We start from the raw sequence: 17897 nt of genomic DNA, 5'->3' as shown, positions 1-17897 counted from the left end.
GAGTGAGCGAGGCACCCCGCAAAATGCGGGGTGCCTCGTTGCGGGGATTTCGTCGCCTAGCAGATACCGGTGAGTTTGGTGTCGTCGTATGGGGTGCTGCTGGAGGAGGAGGTGATGATGTGGCAGCCCGGCTGGACGTTGTCGACGCGCATGAAGCCGTTGTCGTAGGTGGCGGCGACACTGTTGCCGTCCATGTAGACACTGGTCGCGCCTGCCGAGCCGCCGGGCAGGTACACCGAGGCGGTCGTGTTGGCCGGCACGTTCACGCTGATGTCGACGCGTCCGCCACTGATGGTGTCGTAGGCCGCGCCGATGGTGCCCTGCGCTGAGGGAACCGTGACATTCGCCCACGTGACCGAGTCCGGCTGCGGCTTGACCTGGAAGGTCCGGTAGCCCGGGGTGCTGGGCTGGATGCCGAACATGCTTTGGGGGAGGGTGAAGGCGGGAGAGGACGCCCACGGGTGGGAGTAGGTGGTGTTGGACTTGAGCGACAGGTCCCAGGCCTCCATGGTGGCACCCGCACCGTCGTTGATCATGTTCATCCAGCTGCGCGTGCCGGTCGATGTCAGCAGGGTGTGGGCGATGTCGGGCCGGTTGCCCTCGTACAGGGCCTGGATGACGAACGGGGCGCAGTACACGCTGCACGCCATGCCGCGGCTGCCCAGGTACGAGGCGACCTGCGCGGCCCGGGCGGAGTCGGCGATACCCAAGGCGGTCGCGAAGGCGCTGGCCTGGACGGCGTAGTGGTTGATCACCGTACCGTCGTTGTTCAGCCCGTCGCGGTAGGCGCCCTTGGCGGAGTCCCACATCCTTGAGTTGACGGCGTCCTTGATGGCATGTGCCTTGGCGGTGTACGTGGCGGCGTCCGAGTTCTTGCCCAACGCGGTGGCGATGTCGGCCATGTCCGTGTAGGAGCGGTAGGCGATGGCGTTGATGACGGTGTTGTAGGAAGTGAAGACGTAGCCGTCGCGCTCGGAAGTGGGCCAGTCGACGATGTCGCAGTCGGTGCAGCTGCTGGCGCCCGTGCTGCCGGTGGTCTTGTGGATCAGGCCGGTCGCGGACTCGTACCACTCGTCCGGCAGCTTGTCCTGCAGCGCGGTGTACGCGGCGGCCAGCGGCGCGGTGCTGCCGGTCGTCTCGTAGCTGTCGTGCATGGCGAGGATCACGTACATCGGCCACTCGGTGGGCCAGGTGCGGTTCGACTTGAGGAAGTTCAGCGAGTAGTCGCCCAGTGCCGTGTCACCGCCCGTGTAGAGGTTGCCCATCAGCTGGAGGTAGGTGTCGGCCTCGTAGATGTCGCGCTCGCGCTCCCACGAGTCGACGTACAGGTTGAGATTGGTCGCCTCGACGGTGTTGCGGGACAGCGCCCAGACCTGGTTGAGCGTGCTGTCGGACGAGTCGAAGGCACCCGCCGACTCGTCGAACGGGTAGAGGTACGCCTCGGCCTTGAAGTCGGAGGCTGTCAGCCCGGTGGGGGCGCCGATGACCTGGACGTACCGGAAGACACGCAGGCCCCAGGTCTCCAGCTGCTGGCTGCCGGATTTCAGGACCCACTTGTCCTGGTAGGTGTTGCCGGCTGAGGTCTGGTACTTGACCGTGTTGGTGGCGGAGGGGATTTCGCCGTAGCGGATGTCGACCACCTGCCCGGCGGTGCCGCTCAGGTTCAGGGACAGGCCGCCGATCCAGGTGCGGCCGTAGTCGATGAAGTAGTTGCCGGAGGAGTACTCAGTGACCGAGACGGGCGTCTTGAACGTCTGCCGGACCTTCGCGGTGGGCGCCGGCTGGAGGTCGCTGAAGGCGCTCTTGGTGACCGCCGAGGGCCATGCGGAGGCGTCGAAGCCGGGCGTGGCGAAGCCGAACGGGTAGCGGCGGGCGTCGAAGTTCTCCTTGGGCGCCGTGTAGTAACTGGTGCCGATGGAGCCGACGTTCGGCAGGATACGGGTACCGTCCAGGGCCTTCCAGCTGGAGCCCGTGCCGAAGGTCTTGGTGGTGCCGTCGGTGTACCGAACCACGAGTTTGGCAAGGAAGCGCTGGTCGCTGGTGGTGTAGGCGAGAGCGCCGACAGTGTTGGCGGCGCCTGCGTTGAGCAGGGAGGTGACGTCGTAACCGTCGTAGCGGGCCTCGGAGCCGACCGGGCGGGTCGGGCCCACGCCGACAAAGCTGCCGTTGACCCACAGCTTGTAGACGAACTGCCGTGCCGGGGTGGTCGAGGCGCCCGTGGCGTACAGGTGGGCCCAGGCGATGCTCTTGCCGGAGGCCAGCGTGGTGGTGCCGCGCAGGAAGGTCCAGCTCGGGACCGTCAGCAGTCCGGTGCCGCAGTTCTTGCTCGTGCCGAGCGACAGGGCGCCATTGGTGATGGTGCCGCAGGTGAAGTCGGCGTTGGTGGCGTCGCTGAAGTCGTTGCTGTACAGAGAACGGTTGTTGGGGTCGGCGACGTTGATGTCGTCGAAGGTGGCCTGCTCGGTGCTGCCGGTGCGGAAGCCGATGCCGCCGGCCGAGAACGTGGCGTCGGTAGTCGTGTCGACCTGGGTCCAGGTGGTGTCGGAGTGCGCCTTCAGGGAGGTGGTGAAGGTCGAGCCGGAAGCGACGATCTTGAAGTCGTAGGTGGAGCCGGTGGTGAGGGCGAAGGGAAGGGCCACCGCCGTCTTCAGGGCGGTGAAGGTGCCGTTCTTCTGGACCTGGGGGGCGATGGTGTTCTCACCGTTGCCCTTGAACTGCCACAGGTAGTAATTGCTCGTGTTCTGCGCGCGGAAGGTGACACCGGCGTACTTGGCGTTGATGACGAAGCTGCCCTGGAAGGTGTAGTTCGTCCAGGCGGTCGGGAAGCCTGTGCCGCAGTTCTTCGCCTTGTCCACGAACAGCGCGCCGCTCGTGATGGTGCCGCAGGTGAAGTCGGCGTTGTCGGAGTCGCTGAAGTCGTTGCTGTACAGGGACTGGCCGGCGGTGTCCGTCACCGAGATGTCGTCGAAGGTGGCCTGCTCGAACAGCCCGGTGCGGAAGCCGATGCCGCCGGAGTTGAAGGTGGCGTCGGTCGTGGTGTCGACCTGGGTCCAGCTGGTGTCGGAGTGCGCCTTCAGGGAGGTGGTGAAGGTCGAGCCGGAAGCGACGATCTTGAAGTCGTAGGTGGAGCCGGTGGTGAGGGCGAAGGGAAGGGCCACCGCCGTCTTCAGGGCGGTGAAGGTGCCGTTCTTCTGGACCTGCGGCGCGATGGTGTTCTCACCGTTGCCCTTGAACTGCCACAGGTAGTAATTGCTGGTGTCCTGCGCGCGGAAGGTGACACTGGCGTACTTGGCGTTGACGACGAAGCTGCCCTGGAAGGTGTAGTCGGTCCACGCCGTGGGGGCGCCGCTCCAGACCGGGGTTGCACCGGACCAGGTGGTGCCCGGCCCGGTGCCGAAGGAGGCGGTCGCGGACCAGGGGGAGGCCGCGTTCGCGGAGTCCCAGGTACGGATACGCCAGTAGTAGCGGGAGGAGGCCGTCAGGGCCGGGCCGCCGTAGGAGACGTTACCGTCGGCGGTGGAGGTGACTTGACCCGAGTCCCACACATCAGGGGTCCCGGTCAGGGCCGAGGAGGTCGTGGCGACCTGGACCTGGTACGCCGTCTGCTGGTCGCCGCCCACGTGCCAGCCGAGCAGCGGAGTGGAGCCGGGGGCCACGTCGACGGGCGCGGCCAGGCCGTTCACGGTCAGCGCCGTGGGCGCCGCCTGGGCGGCGTTCGCCAGGGGCAGCTGCGCGGTCACGCCGCCGACGACCACGAACCATGTGGTGAGCAGAGCCAGGAAGAGGGCCCGTGGAGGTCTGACTTGGTGGGATCTTCTGTGTCTTCCGGCCGTGCGGAAGAAGAGGACGGGAGATGACACGAAGGCTCCTTGATACGTTTCAATCCGCGGGAGGCATCTCCCTGACCAGAAGGCGAGAGTGAAGTGGCTGACATCCTGCGGTTCCGCTGGCGGGCTGTCAACGCTTCCGACATGCGAATGAAACACATCGACAGCACTACGGCATGTGCATGCTAGGCGGGTATCGGCCTCGACATATCTACGCGGGGGCGTTTCGAGTCCGTGCAGTCGACCTGGTATCGATCTCAATGCGGCAGGGATTTGAAATGTTTCAATCCTTGGGTGGAGACGGTTTGCACGCTCGTCGGGAGAGTCTGGCAGCCCTTGGGCGAGGACGTCGTCGCATGGGAGAGGGACGGCAGAAGGCGCCGGGCTGCCGGCTCCCGGCTGGGCGGCCTTAACGGGCCTGCGCAGCGACCCGTCCTGGCCGCGGACACCGCGGCGGCGGAACGGCTGCGCGCAACGCTCCTGCTGCTCCTGGCCGAGCGCGGCAGTCACACGGCCACAGCGGAGCGTCTCCACCTCCAAAAGAACACGGTCGAGTACCGCGTGGACAAGGCGGCCCGGCTCCGCGGCAAGCCACTGGACCAGGACCGCCTCGACCTGGAACTCGCCCTGACGCCTGCGAGTTCCTCGGCGCCACGGTCACTTCACAGGCTGTCAGGGACGGGCTTCGGACGTGCCGGCCGCTGCAACCGCCGCGCCGTCCTCGGGCAGGGTCGAGTCGTCGGTTGACGTGGCCGGGGACGGCTTGGCCAGTCGTTCGCCCTCGATGTCGAGGTTGGGCAACAACCGGTCGAGCCACTTCGGCAGCCACCAAGCCGCCTTGCCGACGAGGGCCAGCACGGCCGGTACGAGGGCCATCCGGACGATGAAGGCATCCACGAGTACACCGACGGCCAGGGCGAAAGCGATGGACTTGAGCATGGAGCCGGCTCCCGGCACGAAGCCGGCGAACACGGCGAACATGATGAGCGCGGCCGCGGTGACGACGCGCGAGGCCAGTCGGCTACCGGTCAGGATCGCTTCTCGGGGATCAGCCCCGTGGACGTACGCCTCACGCATCCGGCTGACCAGGAACACCTCGTAGTCCATGGCGAGCCCGAACAGGACGGCCATCACCAGTGTGGGCAGGATGCTGGCCACCGGTCCGGTCGCGGACACTCCCCACGCGTCCGCGAGCCAGCCCCATTGGAAGACGGCGACGACCGCGCCGAGTGCGGCGGTCACGGAGAGCAGGAAGCCGAGGCTCGCCTTGAGCGGGACGACCAGTGAGCGGAAGACGAGCATCAGCAGCAGGAGCGACAGGCCGACAACGACCAGCGCGAACAGAGGCAGTGAGCCGGCGAGTCGGCTGGATACGTCGATGGAGACCGCGGTCCTGCCGGTCACCCTGACGTCGGTGCCTATCTCCTTCTGCCACTGTGCAGCCTCGTCCCGGATGTGCTGGACGAGGTCTGTCGTCTTCTCGTCCGTCGGGCCGGTCGTCGGCACCAGCTGGATGACGGCGTCCCCGGTCCGTGTGACCATGGGCTGACCGACTGCCGCCACGCCCTGCGTCTTCTGCAGGTCCTCGACAAGGGTCGCCGTGGTTTGTTGCAGGCCGGCGGCATCGGAGGGGCTGGCGACGATCAGTAGCGGTCCGTTGAAGCCGGGGCCGAAGGCGTCGGCGACGATGTCGTACGCCTTGCGCTGAGTGCTGTCCGTCGGAGCGGTCGCATTGACGGGCATGGCGAGGTGCAGGTCCCGCACGGGCAGAGCGAGCGTGAGCAGGACGATGAGGGTGGCGGCCAGGGTGACCAGCGGACGGCGGGTCACGATACGGCCCCACCGCTCGCCGAAGGGGAGTCCTCCAGCCCCGTTCGAGGCCTGCTCACGACGGGCCGCCCGCGAACGCGGCTTGGGGCGCAGCCGTTCTCCCGCGAAGCCCAGCAGGGCCGGGAGCAGGGTGAGCGCCACGGCGACCGCGACAAGGACGGCGCCCGCTCCGGCCAGACCCATCACAGTCAGGAACGGGATCCCCACGACGGCGAGTCCGACGAGCGCGATGACCACGGTCAGGCCCGCGAAGACGACCGCACTGCCGGCTGTCCCGGTCGCCGTGGCCGCCGACTCCCTCGGGGACATGCCTTGCGCCAGCTGGGAGCGGTGACGGGAGAGGATGAACAGGGCGTAGTCGATGCCGACCGCGAGACCCAGCATGGTGGCGAGCGACAGCGCGGTGCTGGAAATGGCGAACGTGTCGGTCAGCGCGTGCAGTCCGAGCAGCGTGACGCCCACGCCGAGTACGGCCGTCAGCAGCGGCATGCCGGCTGTGAGGAGCGAGCCGAAGGTGATGGTCAGTACGACCAGAGCCACCGCCAGGCCCAGCAGCTCCCGCGCGTGCGAGGCCTCGGTTTCGGTGCTGTACGCGTTGCCGCCCACTTCCACGGTGAGTCCGGCATGTTTCGCGTCCTGAGTGGCGTCCTCGACGGCGTCGAGGCTGCCGGCGCGCAGGCCGGCGCGGCTGACTTCGTACCGCACCTGTCCGAGTGCCGTGGTGCGGTCCGACGAGATCGTCTTCGTCTCGATGGGGTCGGTGACGCCGACGACCTGGGGGGCCTTGTCGGCCTGGGCCATGGTGGCGCTGATCACGGACGTGTACCGCGGCTCGGTTATCTCGTGCCCCTTCGGCGCGACGAACACGATCTGCGCGCTCGTTCCTGCCGCGGAGGGCAGCGATTCCTTCAGGGTGTCCATGGCGTGCTGGGACTCCGAGCCCGGGATGGTGAACTCGTCGTCCGTCCGGCCGCCGAAGGCGACCAGACAGGCGATCACGGCGGCCGGCACGGCCAGCCAGGCGGCGAGGACAGCACGTCGGTGCCGATAGGCACTGCGGCCGAGCCGGTAGAGCAACGTGGCCATGGGATGGGCTCCTGGAGAGTTGGGTGGGTGCGGGCAGCCCACAGGGTCAGGCGGAGATCGCGACGACGGTGGCCGGTCGGACATCGAGCGCGGTGAGACCGCCGCGAAGCGGCAGACGCAGACCGTGGTCGGCGGCGGAGAGCCGCCCTGGCTTCAACTTCCGGGGCGGATCGGTCGGTTCGAGCGTGTGCCGGACATGGTCGGTGAGCTGCGGGCGTAGAGGGACAGCGACGTCAGTCGACCGCACCGTGACGAGCGGGCCGGCGACCTCCACACGGAGAAACTGTCATGGCTGACACTATACATAAACTGTCATGACTGACAGTTCTTGCTGAGGTGGACGCGGAACGTGGCAGGATGTGGGCGTGAACAAGAAGGCCGTTGGCAGGGGCGACGCGCTCGAGGAGACAGCGCGGGAGGAAGGGCGACGGGCCCGCAAGAAGGCGGCCACGCGGCGGGCCCTGCAGGACGCCGCGGCCCGTATGTTCGATGAACGCGGCTACCAGGAAACGACGGTCAAGGACATCGCTGCGGCGGCTGGTGTCACCGAGCGCACCTTCTTCCGCTATTTCCCCTCCAAGGAAGACCTGATCTTCGCGGAGGTCCTGGATCTGGTGCCGCTGTTGCAACAGGAAATCCTCCGACGCCCCGCTGCGGAGCCTCCGCTCACCGCCGTCCTGAACAGCCTGGTCACGGTCGCCGGGGGCCGCGACGCCGGGCTGGCCATCCTGTTCGTCGACGCGCCGCCTCGCGCGCTGTCGACGCAAGCGCCGCTCACCCATGTACTGACCGACTTCGAGGACGGCATCGCTGAGGCCCTCGATACTCGGTTCACGCATCAGACGCCCGATGTGCCGCCCGCCCGACGAGCCCTCCGGGCCTCGGTACTGGCCCGCGCGTCGGTAGCCGCCGTCCGCAGCGCCATGATCGCCCGTGCGGCCCGGGTCGCCACGGATCCCGGCCACCGTCTCGTCGACGATTTCGCGGCGCAGGTGGAGGAAGCGTTCGATGTACTTCGGGCGGCGACTTGAGGGGACGGAGGCCCGGGCCGCGTGTGGGTTCAGCCCCGGACGTCCGCCCAGCGCAGCGCAGCAGGTGATCGCTGCTTCCTTGGGCCTGCCCACCAGCTCGGGTACGGCGGACATCCGCAGGGCCGGCGACCTCGGCCCGGCCGCGGCCCGGCAGGCGAGGGCGGGACAGCACGCACGCTGACACGTCCTTGGCCGCGTCGCACGCACCCGCCATGCTGACGCGCAGCTCCGTTCGTCCCGCGCGGGGCATCGACATGTGGTCAGCCGCAGGCATCCGTCCGGCGCCGGTGAAGCCCAACCGGGCGCCGGGCCGCTCGGCGCCGGCGGCCTCGGCCGCACCACCGCCGGTTGTGACATGTCAGCGGGGCTTCTGTGATGCGTCCCCGGGCGCCTTCGGCCCGGGAGTGTGAGGATCGACGACCATGACCAGCAGCGAGACGATCATGACCAGCAGCGAGCACGAGCCCAGGGACAGCGGTCTGGCGTGGGACGACAATCGGGACTTCGCCGATGCGGACCGGGGGTTCATCGCCCGGCTGAAGCCCGGCGTGGTGCGGGCCGCGGACGGCCGGGTCGTGTGGGACGCGGACGCGTACGGCTTCCTGGACGGGGAGTGTCCGCCGACCGCGCACCCCTCGCTGTGGCGGCAGAGCGGGCTCGTGGCGCGGCAGGGGCTGTACGAGGTCGTGCCGGGGATCTACCAGGTGCGCGGCCTGGACCTGTCGAACGTGACCTTCGTGGAGGGCGAGCGCGGTGTCCTCGTCGTCGACCCGCTGATCAGCGCCGAGGTGGCCGCTGCCGCCCTCGCCCTGTACCGGGAGCACCGCGGCGCGCGGCCCGTGACGGGTGTGCTCTACACCCACTCGCACGTCGACCACTTCGGCGGTGTCCGCGGCGTCGTCGACCCGGCCGAGGTCGCGGCCGGGCGGGTACCGGTCATCGCCCCGGCCGGATTCCTGGAGCACGCCGCCAGCGAGAACGTCTTCACCGGGACGGCGATGGCCCGCAGGTCCGGTTACATGTACGGGGCCGCGCTGCCGAAGGGGCCGGCCGGGCAGATCGGCTGCGGGCTCGGGCAGACGACGTCGACCGGCAGCATCGGCCTGATCGCGCCGACGGTCGACATCAGCCGCACCGGGCAGGAGGAGACCGTCGACGGGATACGGATGGTCTTCCAGCTCACGCCGGGCACGGAGGCTCCGGCGGAGATGAACTTCCACTTCCCCGATCTACGGGTGCTGTGCGTCGCGGAGAACGCCTGCCACACGCTGCACAACGTGCTCACCCTGCGTGGCGCGCTGGTGCGGGACCCCAGCGCCTGGGCACGGTATCTCACCGAGACGGTACGGCTGTTCGCCGACGACACCGACGTCGTCTTCGCCTCCCACCACTGGCCCACCTGGGGGCAGGAGCGCGCGATCCGCTTCCTGGAGGAGCAGCGCGACGCGTACGCCTATCTGCACGACCAGTCCGTCCGGCTGATCAACTCCGGGTACACCGGGGCCGAGATCGCCGAGGAGCTGTCCTTCCCGCCCGCGCTCGCCCGTGCGTGGCACGCGCGCGGCTACTACGGCACGCTCAGCCACAACGCCAAGGCCGTCTACCAGCGCTACATGGGTTGGTTCGACGGCAACCCGGCCCATTTGTGGCAGCATCCGCCCACCGAAGCCGCCGTCAGGTACGTCGAGTTCATGGGCGGGGCCGACGCCGTGGTCGCCAAGGCGCGCGCGTCGTACGAGGCCGGGGACCTGCGGTGGGTCGCGGAAGTGCTCAGCCACGTCCTGTTCGCCGAACCCGGGCATTCCCGGGCTCGCGCCTTGCAGGCCGACACCTTCGAGCGGCTCGGGCACGGCTCCGAGTCCGGGCCGTGGCGCAACTTCTACCTGATGGGCGCCGCCGAGCTGCGCGACGGCATCCTGGGGACGCCGACGCCCACCGCGCCGGATGTCCTGGCCGCCCTGACGGCCGAGCAGATCTTTCAGTCCATGGCCGTGCGCATCGACGGCCCGCGCGCGGCCGAGGCCGGACGCCTGCTGCTGCGCTGGGAGTTCACCGACACCGGCGAGGTGTGGACGCTGCTGCTGTCCAACGGGGCGCTCACCCCCATGCGCGGGGACGCCCCGCGGGACGAGCGGCCCGCCGTGGTGCTGCGGCTGGCCCGCACCACCCTCGACACGGTTCTCGGCGGGGCGACGACCTTCGCCGACGAGATCTTCGGCGGGGCCGTGGTGCTCGACGGCGACGCCAACGCCCTGATCACGTTCGGCTCTCTGCTGGAATCACCGGAACCGGACTTCGCCATCGTCACGCCGTGACACCGGTGTCGGCGTCACGCAGCAGCAGGGCCGCCAGCGCCAGGGCCACATCCCGGGGGTCGGCGAGGTCCAGCCCGGTCAGGTCCTGGATCCGGGCGATCCGGTTGTCCACGGAGTTGGGGTGCAGGTTGAGCAGCTGGGCGGTGGCCCGTCTGTCCTGACGCTGTTCCAGGTGGGTGCGCAGGGTCTCGACGAGCTCGGGGCGGTCGGCGAGGGGGTCGAGCATGGCGACGATGCGGGCACTGCCCTCGCTCGGGCGGGACAGGTGGTACTCCAGCAGCACGTCCTCGAGCCGGTGCACCCCGGGCCGCACACCACAGGCGGCCGCGACCCGGACCACCTCGGAGGTCAGTCGCGCGGCGCGCGGGATGTCGCCGGCCGTCGTCGCTGCGGCTGCCAGCCGCAGCTCCGGTCCCACCGTCTCACGCAGCAACTCCCGGAGCCGGCCAGGTGGTTCGACCACTCCCGGAACCACGACATGCCCGCCGTCACCGTCGAGCACGGCGAGCACCTCCGTACCGAAGGCTCGGTCCAGGACCGCCTGAACGCGCCGCAGCAGCCGCCGGACGGTGACCGGGGAGAGCCCGCCGGCGGCCGCCGAAGTGCCGAAACGCAGGCACAGCACCAGCACGGGCCCGTCCGGCGTGGGCCCGTCGACGACCGCCCGGCCGTCCAGCAGGGCCCGGGCGCGCGAGCGGCGCTGCTCGTGGCGTTCGGCGGCGAGGGCAACCCGCTCGTCGAGGTAGCTCTCCGCCACGGCGCCCACCACTCGGTCGGCGACCGTGAACAGCGCTTCGGTCAGTTCGGCCAGCGCCTGCTGCTCGCCGGGACCGGCCACCTCACGCAGGGCCCGCCACAGTTCCCTTGAGCCCAGGGTGTAGGTGCGCAGCAGCAGGTGGAGCGGCATGCCCTCCTCGGCGCGCTGGGCGGCGCGTTCCTGGAAGTACTCCATCGAGTCCCACCCGGATCCGTCGGCGGCGCCGCGCAGGAAGAGCCGTATGGCGTGCCGAGCCGTGGCGGCGATCTCCACGTCCTTGACGTCACCCGGCAACTCGTTGTAGCCGCGCAGCTGCTCGAACACGCCCCGGGCCATGCGCCGGGCGAGCTCGTTGACCTGCGGCTCGCACCGGGCCGCGAGCGCCGCCGCCGCGGGGGAAAGCCCCGGCGGACGGTCGACGGAAGCCGGTTGCGAGTGTTCCTCCTGCGCCATGGCTCACCTCACCACTGATTGTGACCCGTCACAGTAGCGGGCGTGTACGACTGTGATGCCGATGGGTGTCCTCCTGACCCCGCAGCCTGCAGGATCGGCGCCACGCCGGTGACACGACTGCGCGAAGGAGCCCCATCCCCCTATGACACAGCACACCACAGCCTGGCGCACAACCTGGGCACTGCTCGGCTTCATGCTGGTCAACTTCGCCGACAAGGCCGTGATGGGTCTGGCAGCCCAGCCGATCATGGACGACCTCGGGCTGACCCGCGAGCAGTTCGGCACGGCCTCGGCGGCGTTCTTCGCACTCTTCAGCGTGTCGGCTCTGGCGGTGCCGTACCTGACCCGGAACGTCCGCACGACCGTGCTGCTGCTGGTCCTGGCACTGCTGTGGGCGGCCGCCCAGCTGCCGATGCTGTGGGCGGCGGCCGGATTCGGCACGCTGGTGGCGACCCGTGTGCTGCTCGGAGCCGCCGAGGGACCGGCCACGCCGGTGGCCACTCATCATCTGCACGGATGGTTCGAGCAGCGCGAGCGCACCCTGCCCACCGCGGTGCTGCTGACCGGCGGCGCTGCCGGGGTGGCCGTCGCCGCGCCCACGCTCACCCTCGTCATCGACCACTTCGGCTGGCGGTGGGCCTTCGGGGCCGTCGGGCTGGCGGGCCTGGCATGGGCCGGGTACTGGGCGCTGCGCGGCGCTGAGGGCCCGTACGCGCCGGACGCGCACGAGAGCACGGGTGCGGACACGGTCGTCGTCCCCTACCGACGCATCCTGCTGTCGGGCACCTGGCTCAGCGCGGCGCTCGGCGCGTTCGCCGCGTACTGGATGCTCAGCGCCAACCTGACCTGGATGCCGGACTATCTCCAGGAGGTCGCCGGGCTGAGCCTGCGCCAGGCAGGAACCGTGGTGACCGTCGCGGCACTGGCCAACGGCGTGGTCCTGGTGAGCCACGGACTGCTGGCCCGCCGCAGGAGCCGACCACCGCTCGGCGCGGGCACCGGAGCCCTGATGTGCCTGGCCGCCGGCGCGGTGGCCCTGTTCGCCGTCACGGACGCCGTCTGGCTCAAGGTGCTGCTGATGCTCGGCCCCATGGCACTGGCCAACGTCATCATGACCGTGGCCCAGACCGCCTGCGCCCGGATCACGCCCGCACCGCAGCGCGGCGTCGTACTCGGCGCACTGGCCTTCGTCTACGCCCTCGCCGGAGTGCTGTCGCCTCTGGCAGTCGGCCGGGTCGTCGACACCGCCGCCTCCGTGGAAGCCGGGTACCGGGCCGCGTTCCTGCTGACGGCCGCGCTGCTGGCCGTCACGGGACTGCTGGCCGTATGGCGGCTGCGCCCCGAACGGGACGGACAGCGGCTGGCGGACGGGGCACCCGACCCGGACGGGCCGTCGTCGGTCCTCGGCGCGGCTCCACAGGCCACGAGCGGATAGGGGAAGGCATGATGAACGGCAGCACGACAGGCACCGGCACCAACGCCCCAGCCCCCGCGCCGTCGCCGCCCGCCTCCGCACCGGAACCGTGGACGTCAACGAGGGCCACGCTCCCGCCCACGGCAGCATCCGGTCCCCCATGGGCGGCATGAAGGACTCCGGCCTCGGCCGCCGCCACGGCCCCGAGGGAGAGCCGCGGCCAGACGCTGATGAAAGCCCTCCACTTCAAGTGGAAACACCCGCTCCCGACCCCGGTATCAACGCCGTTCCCAACGAGGAGACCCCCGTGCCCCAGGACACCTACGACTACGACGTCCTCGTCGTGGGCTCCGGCTTCGGCGGTTCCGTCACCGCCCTGCGCCTCACGGAGAAGGGCTACAGGGTCGGCGTCCTGGAAGCCGGCCGCCGCTTCACCCGCGAGACCCTCCCCAAGAACTCCTGGGACCTGAAGAACTACCTCTGGGCCCCCAGGCTCGGCCTCTACGGCATCCAGCGCATCCACCTCCTCGGCAACGTCATGGTCCTGGCGGGCGCGGGCGTCGGCGGCGGTTCCCTGAACTACGCCAACACCCTCTACGTCCCGCCCAAGCCCTTCTTCGACGACCCCCAGTGGCGGGACATCACCGACTGGCAGGAGGAGCTGAGCCCGTACTACGACCAGGCGCGCCGCATGCTCGGCGTACGGCTGAACCCGACGACGACCCCCTCCGACGTGCACCTGAAGGCGGCGGCGGAGCGGATGGGCGTCGGCGACACCTTCCACCCCGCCCCGGTCGGCGTCTTCTTCGGCGACGGCAAGGACGCCGACGGGACGGCGAAGGCCGCACCCGGCGAACAGGTCGCCGACCCCTACTTCGGCGGCGCCGGCCCCGCCCGCAGGGCCTGCACCGAGTGCGGCGAGTGCATGACCGGCTGCCGGCACGGCGCGAAGAACACCCTCAACGAGAACTACCTCCACCTCGCCGAGAAGGCCGGCGCGGTCGTCCACCCGATGACGACGGTCGTGTCGGTCACGGACGACTCCCAGGGCGGATACGCGGTCGCGACCCTCCCGACCGACGACCGCCGCCGCTCCAGGGGACGCACCTTCAAGGCCCGCCGGGTCGTCCTCGCCGCCGGCACCTACGGCACCCAGACCCTGCTGCACCGCATGAAGGCGAACGGACAGCTCCCGCACATCTCGGACCGGCTGGGTGAGCTGACCCGCACCAACTCCGAGGCGCTGGTCGGCGCCCAGACCGACGACCGCCGCTACCGCAAGGCGACCGGCGCGCCGAAGGTCGACTTCACCCGCGGAGTCGCCATCACCTCCTCGGTCCACCCCGACGAGAACACCCACATCGAGCCGGTCCGCTACGGCAAGGGCTCCAACTCCATGGGCGGCCTGTCCATCCTCCAGGTCCCCTACGCGGACGGCTCCTCGCGGGTCGCCGGCTGGCTGGCCAACGCGGCCCGCCACCCGCTCCTCGTCCTGCGCTCGCTGTCCAATCGCCGCTGGTCGGAGCGGACCATCATCGGCCTGGTCATGCAGTCACTGGACAACTCGCTCACCACCCATCTGAAGCAGACGGGCGTGGGCAAGGGGCTGCTGACCGCCCGCCAGGGCCACGGCGCGCCCAACCCCAAGCAGATCAGGGCCGCCTCCGAGGCCGCCTCCGCGATCGCCGCCGACATCAACGGCTTCGCCGGATCCAACGTGGGCGAGCTGATGGGCACCCCGCTCACCGCCCACTTCCTCGGCGGCTGCCCCATCGGCGACTCCCGCGAGACCGGGGTCATCGACCCGTACCACCGCCTCTACGGCCACCCCGGCATCTCGGTGGTCGACGGCGCCGCGGTCTCCGCGAACCTGGGCGTGAACCCCTCCCTCACCATCACCGCGCAGGCCGAGCGGGCGATGTCCTACTGGCCCAACAAGGGCGAGGCCGACCCGCGTCCGGCGCAGGGCGAGGCCTACGAGCGGCTGAGCCCCGTGGCGCCCAGGTCACCGGCGGTCCCGGTGGAGGCCTTCGGTGCGCTGCGGCTGCCGTTCCTGGGAATGCCGACGGTGCCGTCCAAGAAGTAGAAACAGGTCACTGAGGGACCCGCTCAGCCGACAAGCCGCGGCCGTCGCCGTCCGGTGTGCCCGGTTCGGCTCGCAGACCGGTGCACACCACGTCGATCCTGCTGGTCAGCAGCTCGCTCTCCACAGCCTCCAGGCTGTGCTCGGACGGAAGGCGACCGCCTTGACATCGTGGGAGCAAGATCGACCCGCTCGCCGGAGGCGGTGTCCGAGGCGCACTCCACAGCCCGGGCGGAGCTGTCGTACCGGGCCCCCGCCGTTCATAGCCGGCGGCGGCGCCGGCCTTCTCACCTGCGCCCTGACCGCTGGTCCCGCCATGTGGCGGGACCAGCTGCCGGGTTCCCGCCATCTGCGGGTGTCTCGGCGGGCGTCGGCATCCGAGAGTGGGGGGACCGGATGCCCACCGTTCCCAAAGGAGAGAGCGATGGCCCACCAGACGGCAGCAGACATTTTGGGCGCCACGACCACCCGGCCCCCCTTGGACCCGGAACTCGCGCCCGCCGAGGAAGCGGTGCGCACTCTCTTTCCGCCCCTGTCGGACGAGACCCTCCCGCAGACCCGGCAGCAACTGGCCGGGGGGTACACCGGGCTGGAGCTGGAAGACCTGACGGCGGGTGGCAGGGTGCGGCTGGACGAGCGCCGGGTACCCGGGCCGCAAGGGGCTCCGGACATCACGCTGCTGATTCTCAGCCCCGTGGAGGACCGAGGCCCCAAGGGGGGTATCTACCACATCCACGGTGGCGGGATGATCGCCGGGGACCGCCGCACGGGCGTGAGCGCGTTCCTCCCCCATGTGGCCGAGGGCCGCGCGGTCGTGGTGTCGGTCGAGTACCGGCTGGCGCCGGAGCATCCCGACCCCGCGCCGGTCGAGGACTGCTACGCCGGGTTGGTGTGGACGGCGAAGAACGCGGCCGAGCTGGGCATCGCCCCCGAGCGGCTGCTGATCACCGGAGCCAGCGCCGGCGGTGGTCTGTCCGCGGGGACCGCCCTGCTCGCCCGCGACCGCGACTTTCCCGCCCTCAGCCACCAGGTGCTGATCTGCCCCATGCTCGACGACCGCTTCGAGACGCACAGCAGCCGCATGGTGGACAATTGGGCCGGCTGGGACCGCAACAGGAACCTGTACGGATGGACCTCGCTGCTGGGCGAGCGCCGCGGCGGTCCGCACGTGTCGCAGTACGCCGCGCCGGCCCGCGCCGAGGACCTCACCGGTCTGCCGCGCACGTTCATCGACACCGGCTCGGCGGAGGTGTTCCGCGACGAGGCCCTGATCTACGCCCGCCGCCTGTCAGAGGCGGGCGTGAGCGTCGACTTCCACATGTGGGGCGGCGGCTTCCACGGGTTCGACCTGGTGGCCGCTCACGCCGCGCTGTCGCAGGCCTCCCTCGCCGCCCGCGAGGAGTTCATCCGGCGGGCCCTGGAGGAGTGAACGGTTCGAGCACCGCCCTGGAGGCTCCCTTGCGTGAACTCATCGGCAAACTCGACGTGGCCGACGACGCCACGGCCGGTGCGCTGCGCGTCATCGACCATTTCGACGGCCTCGTCGAGGAACGGGCCACCCTCGCGGCCGTGGTCCGGGCGGTGGCTGCCCTGGCGGGCTGCCCCGCCGGTCTGCACGACGCCGACCGGGGCATCACACGTCGGCACGATCCCGCCGGGCACCCCCTGCCCCAAGCACAGAGCCATTCCTGGGCACAGACCGCAGCCCCGGGCCGGCCGGGCTCCTGGATCTGGCTGGAGCGCACCGGCGAGGCGCGGCCACTGGACGCGCTCGTCCTCGAACGCGCGGCCAAAGCGATCCACACACTCACGGGACACTCCGCCGACCGTTCCGCCGACGCCGCGGTGCGGATCGCCTGCGACCCCGACGCCTCCGCAAGCGACCGCTCCGACGCCGCCAAACGGCTGGGACTCACCGGCCCCGTCACCGTCATCGCCTCCCCCGGACCGCTGCCACCCCACTCGACACGGATCGGCCGGCACATGGTCGCCCTGGTCCGCGGAACACCGGACCTGCCACCGGACCTGCAAGCCGGGACCGCGATCGCCCAGGACCCGGCCCACCTGCCGACCACTCTGGAACAGGCCCGTCTCGCACTCCGGCTGACCGACCGGACAAACGGCCCCGGCCCCTCCCAGCTGGCATACGACGACCTCGGCGCCCTCGCCGTCCTGGCCGAGCGGACCACGCCGCAGGAAGCGGCCGCCATCACCGACGTACTCCACCTGGACCACATACGCGCCACCCGCCCCTGGGTGATCGACACCCTCCAGGCGGTGCTCGACCACGCCAGCCTGCGGCAAGCCGCGACCGGCCTCCACCTCCACCACTCGACCCTCCAGGAACGCCTGGCCTGGCTCGCGGCCCAGCTCGGATACACGGTGACGAAGCCCGGCGGGCGCCAACGCACCGCCGTCGCCATCGCTTACTGGCGGATCGCCCACAGCGAGGACGATCTCGCCGACGACGGCTGAGAACACCGACGCCCCCCAGTCCGCCGCCGCAGGCGACCGCGGACTGCCCCATTACCTTCCTTCGTAGAGCCCGGTTCGGGCTCGTGGCCTTCGGGGCCGGTATGACTCGTTGCCCCTCGGCGACCATGCGCACCTTACGACGGCGCAGCTCAAGCGGGTAAAAAGATCGGCCTCATCCTCGCCGTGACCGTCACCGCCACCAGCCTCTCCGAGAACGCACCGGGGATACGCCTCCTCGACCAGGCCAAGGCGAACTACCCGACCATTTCCAAGAGTTGGGTCGACACAGGCTTCAAGAACGCCGTCGTGGAGCCATGATGCACCGTCGTCTCGCCCGCGACTACGAGACCCTCTCCACCAGCTCCCAAGCCATGATCCACATCACTTCGATCGACAACCTCGCCAAGCGCATAACGGACGAGACCATGCCAACCCGACAAGGGACCTACTAGGACATACAGTGCAATACGCCTAGGCCAAATGCCCTCTGAGAACTCGGTCACAGCCGCCGCCTGAGGCTGCTGCCCACTGGGTACTGTTCAGCGACATAGCTGCGACTGTGTCCGATTCACCGATCCGTACCCCTGGGGGGATACGGCGGCACGACCAGCCGCCCGACCGCTCGC

11 protein-coding genes and 1 pseudogene are annotated in these 17897 nt (G+C 70.0%); 8 read left to right on the top strand and 4 right to left on the bottom strand.

What is annotated here, in order from left to right; all coding sequences use genetic code 11:
- Nucleotides 1-56 precede the first annotated feature (56 nt).
- Complete coding sequence (locus tag OG852_RS45450) at nucleotides 57-3860, bottom strand: family 78 glycoside hydrolase catalytic domain (RefSeq protein WP_330350991.1); 3804 nt, start codon at nucleotides 3858-3860, stop codon at nucleotides 57-59.
- Between the two features lie 201 nt (nucleotides 3861-4061).
- Here OG852_RS45450 and OG852_RS45445 point away from each other — a divergent pair, with 201 nt between their 5' ends.
- Nucleotides 4062-4574 (top strand): helix-turn-helix domain-containing protein, encoded by a 513-nt coding sequence (locus OG852_RS45445; protein WP_330350990.1) that lies wholly within the window; start codon nucleotides 4062-4064, stop codon nucleotides 4572-4574.
- Here OG852_RS45445 and OG852_RS45440 read toward each other — a convergent pair.
- Nucleotides 4500-6743 (bottom strand): MMPL family transporter, encoded by a 2244-nt coding sequence (locus tag OG852_RS45440; protein WP_330350989.1) that lies wholly within the window; start codon nucleotides 6741-6743, stop codon nucleotides 4500-4502. The genes OG852_RS45445 and OG852_RS45440 overlap by 75 nt on opposite strands.
- 46 nt (nucleotides 6744-6789) lie before the next feature.
- On the bottom strand, nucleotides 6790-7017 hold the full coding sequence (locus OG852_RS45435; protein ID WP_330350988.1) for a hypothetical protein: 228 nt from the start codon (nucleotides 7015-7017) through the stop codon (nucleotides 6790-6792).
- 91 nt (nucleotides 7018-7108) lie between these two features.
- Between OG852_RS45435 and OG852_RS45430 the strand changes: the two genes are divergently transcribed.
- Both OG852_RS45430 and OG852_RS45425 read left to right on the top strand, forming a co-directional pair.
- The gene (locus OG852_RS45430; protein WP_133917749.1) at nucleotides 7109-7774 is read left to right on the top strand and encodes a TetR family transcriptional regulator; all 666 of its coding nucleotides are present in this window, start codon (nucleotides 7109-7111) and stop codon (nucleotides 7772-7774) included.
- Between the two features lie 443 nt (nucleotides 7775-8217).
- Entirely contained in the window at nucleotides 8218-10089 is a 1872-nt protein-coding gene (locus OG852_RS45425) for an alkyl/aryl-sulfatase (protein ID WP_330351617.1), read from the top strand.
- Here OG852_RS45425 and OG852_RS45420 read toward each other — a convergent pair.
- On the bottom strand, nucleotides 10079-11299 hold the full coding sequence (locus OG852_RS45420) for a PucR family transcriptional regulator (protein ID WP_330350987.1): 1221 nt from the start codon (nucleotides 11297-11299) through the stop codon (nucleotides 10079-10081). The two genes, OG852_RS45425 and OG852_RS45420, sit on opposite strands and share 11 nt — an antisense overlap.
- A 142-nt stretch (nucleotides 11300-11441) precedes the next feature.
- Here OG852_RS45420 and OG852_RS45415 point away from each other — a divergent pair, with 142 nt between their 5' ends.
- The 5 genes and pseudogenes from OG852_RS45415 to OG852_RS45395 form a co-directional block, all read left to right on the top strand.
- A complete protein-coding gene (locus OG852_RS45415; protein WP_330350986.1) occupies nucleotides 11442-12734 on the top strand; it encodes an MFS transporter in 1293 nt (430 codons plus the stop codon).
- 286 nt (nucleotides 12735-13020) lie between these two features.
- On the top strand, nucleotides 13021-14799 hold the full coding sequence (locus tag OG852_RS45410; protein WP_330350985.1) for a GMC family oxidoreductase: 1779 nt from the start codon (nucleotides 13021-13023) through the stop codon (nucleotides 14797-14799).
- A 421-nt stretch (nucleotides 14800-15220) separates the two neighbouring features.
- Nucleotides 15221-16225, top strand: a complete 1005-nt coding sequence (locus OG852_RS45405) for an alpha/beta hydrolase (RefSeq protein WP_330350984.1) — start codon at nucleotides 15221-15223, stop codon at nucleotides 16223-16225.
- A gap of 29 nt (nucleotides 16226-16254) precedes the next feature.
- The gene (locus OG852_RS45400; RefSeq protein WP_330350983.1) at nucleotides 16255-17271 is read left to right on the top strand and encodes a helix-turn-helix domain-containing protein; all 1017 of its coding nucleotides are present in this window, start codon (nucleotides 16255-16257) and stop codon (nucleotides 17269-17271) included.
- Nucleotides 17272-17436: 165 nt separating this feature from the next.
- Nucleotides 17437-17723 (top strand): annotated as a pseudogene (locus OG852_RS45395) (IS5/IS1182 family transposase); the annotation flags it as partial.
- Nucleotides 17724-17897 lie beyond the last annotated feature (174 nt).

The organism is Streptomyces sp. NBC_00582 (genome assembly GCF_036345155.1).
Lineage (GTDB): Bacteria > Actinomycetota > Actinomycetes > Streptomycetales > Streptomycetaceae > Streptomyces.
This window is presented reverse-complemented; position numbering and strand designations above follow the sequence as displayed.

What these genes read in the sequence shown, in the direction of transcription:
- OG852_RS45440 (WP_330350989.1), bottom strand. Translation starts at nt 6,743, where the DNA reads ATGGCCACGTTGCTCTACCGGCTCGGCCGCAGTGCCTATCGGCACCGA.
- OG852_RS45425 (WP_330351617.1), top strand. Translation starts at nt 8,218, where the DNA reads ATGACCAGCAGCGAGCACGAGCCCAGGGACAGCGGTCTGGCGTGGGAC.
- OG852_RS45420 (WP_330350987.1), bottom strand. Translation starts at nt 11,299, where the DNA reads ATGGCGCAGGAGGAACACTCGCAACCGGCTTCCGTCGACCGTCCGCCG.
- OG852_RS45415 (WP_330350986.1), top strand. Translation starts at nt 11,442, where the DNA reads ATGACACAGCACACCACAGCCTGGCGCACAACCTGGGCACTGCTCGGC.
- OG852_RS45405 (WP_330350984.1), top strand. Translation starts at nt 15,221, where the DNA reads ATGGCCCACCAGACGGCAGCAGACATTTTGGGCGCCACGACCACCCGG.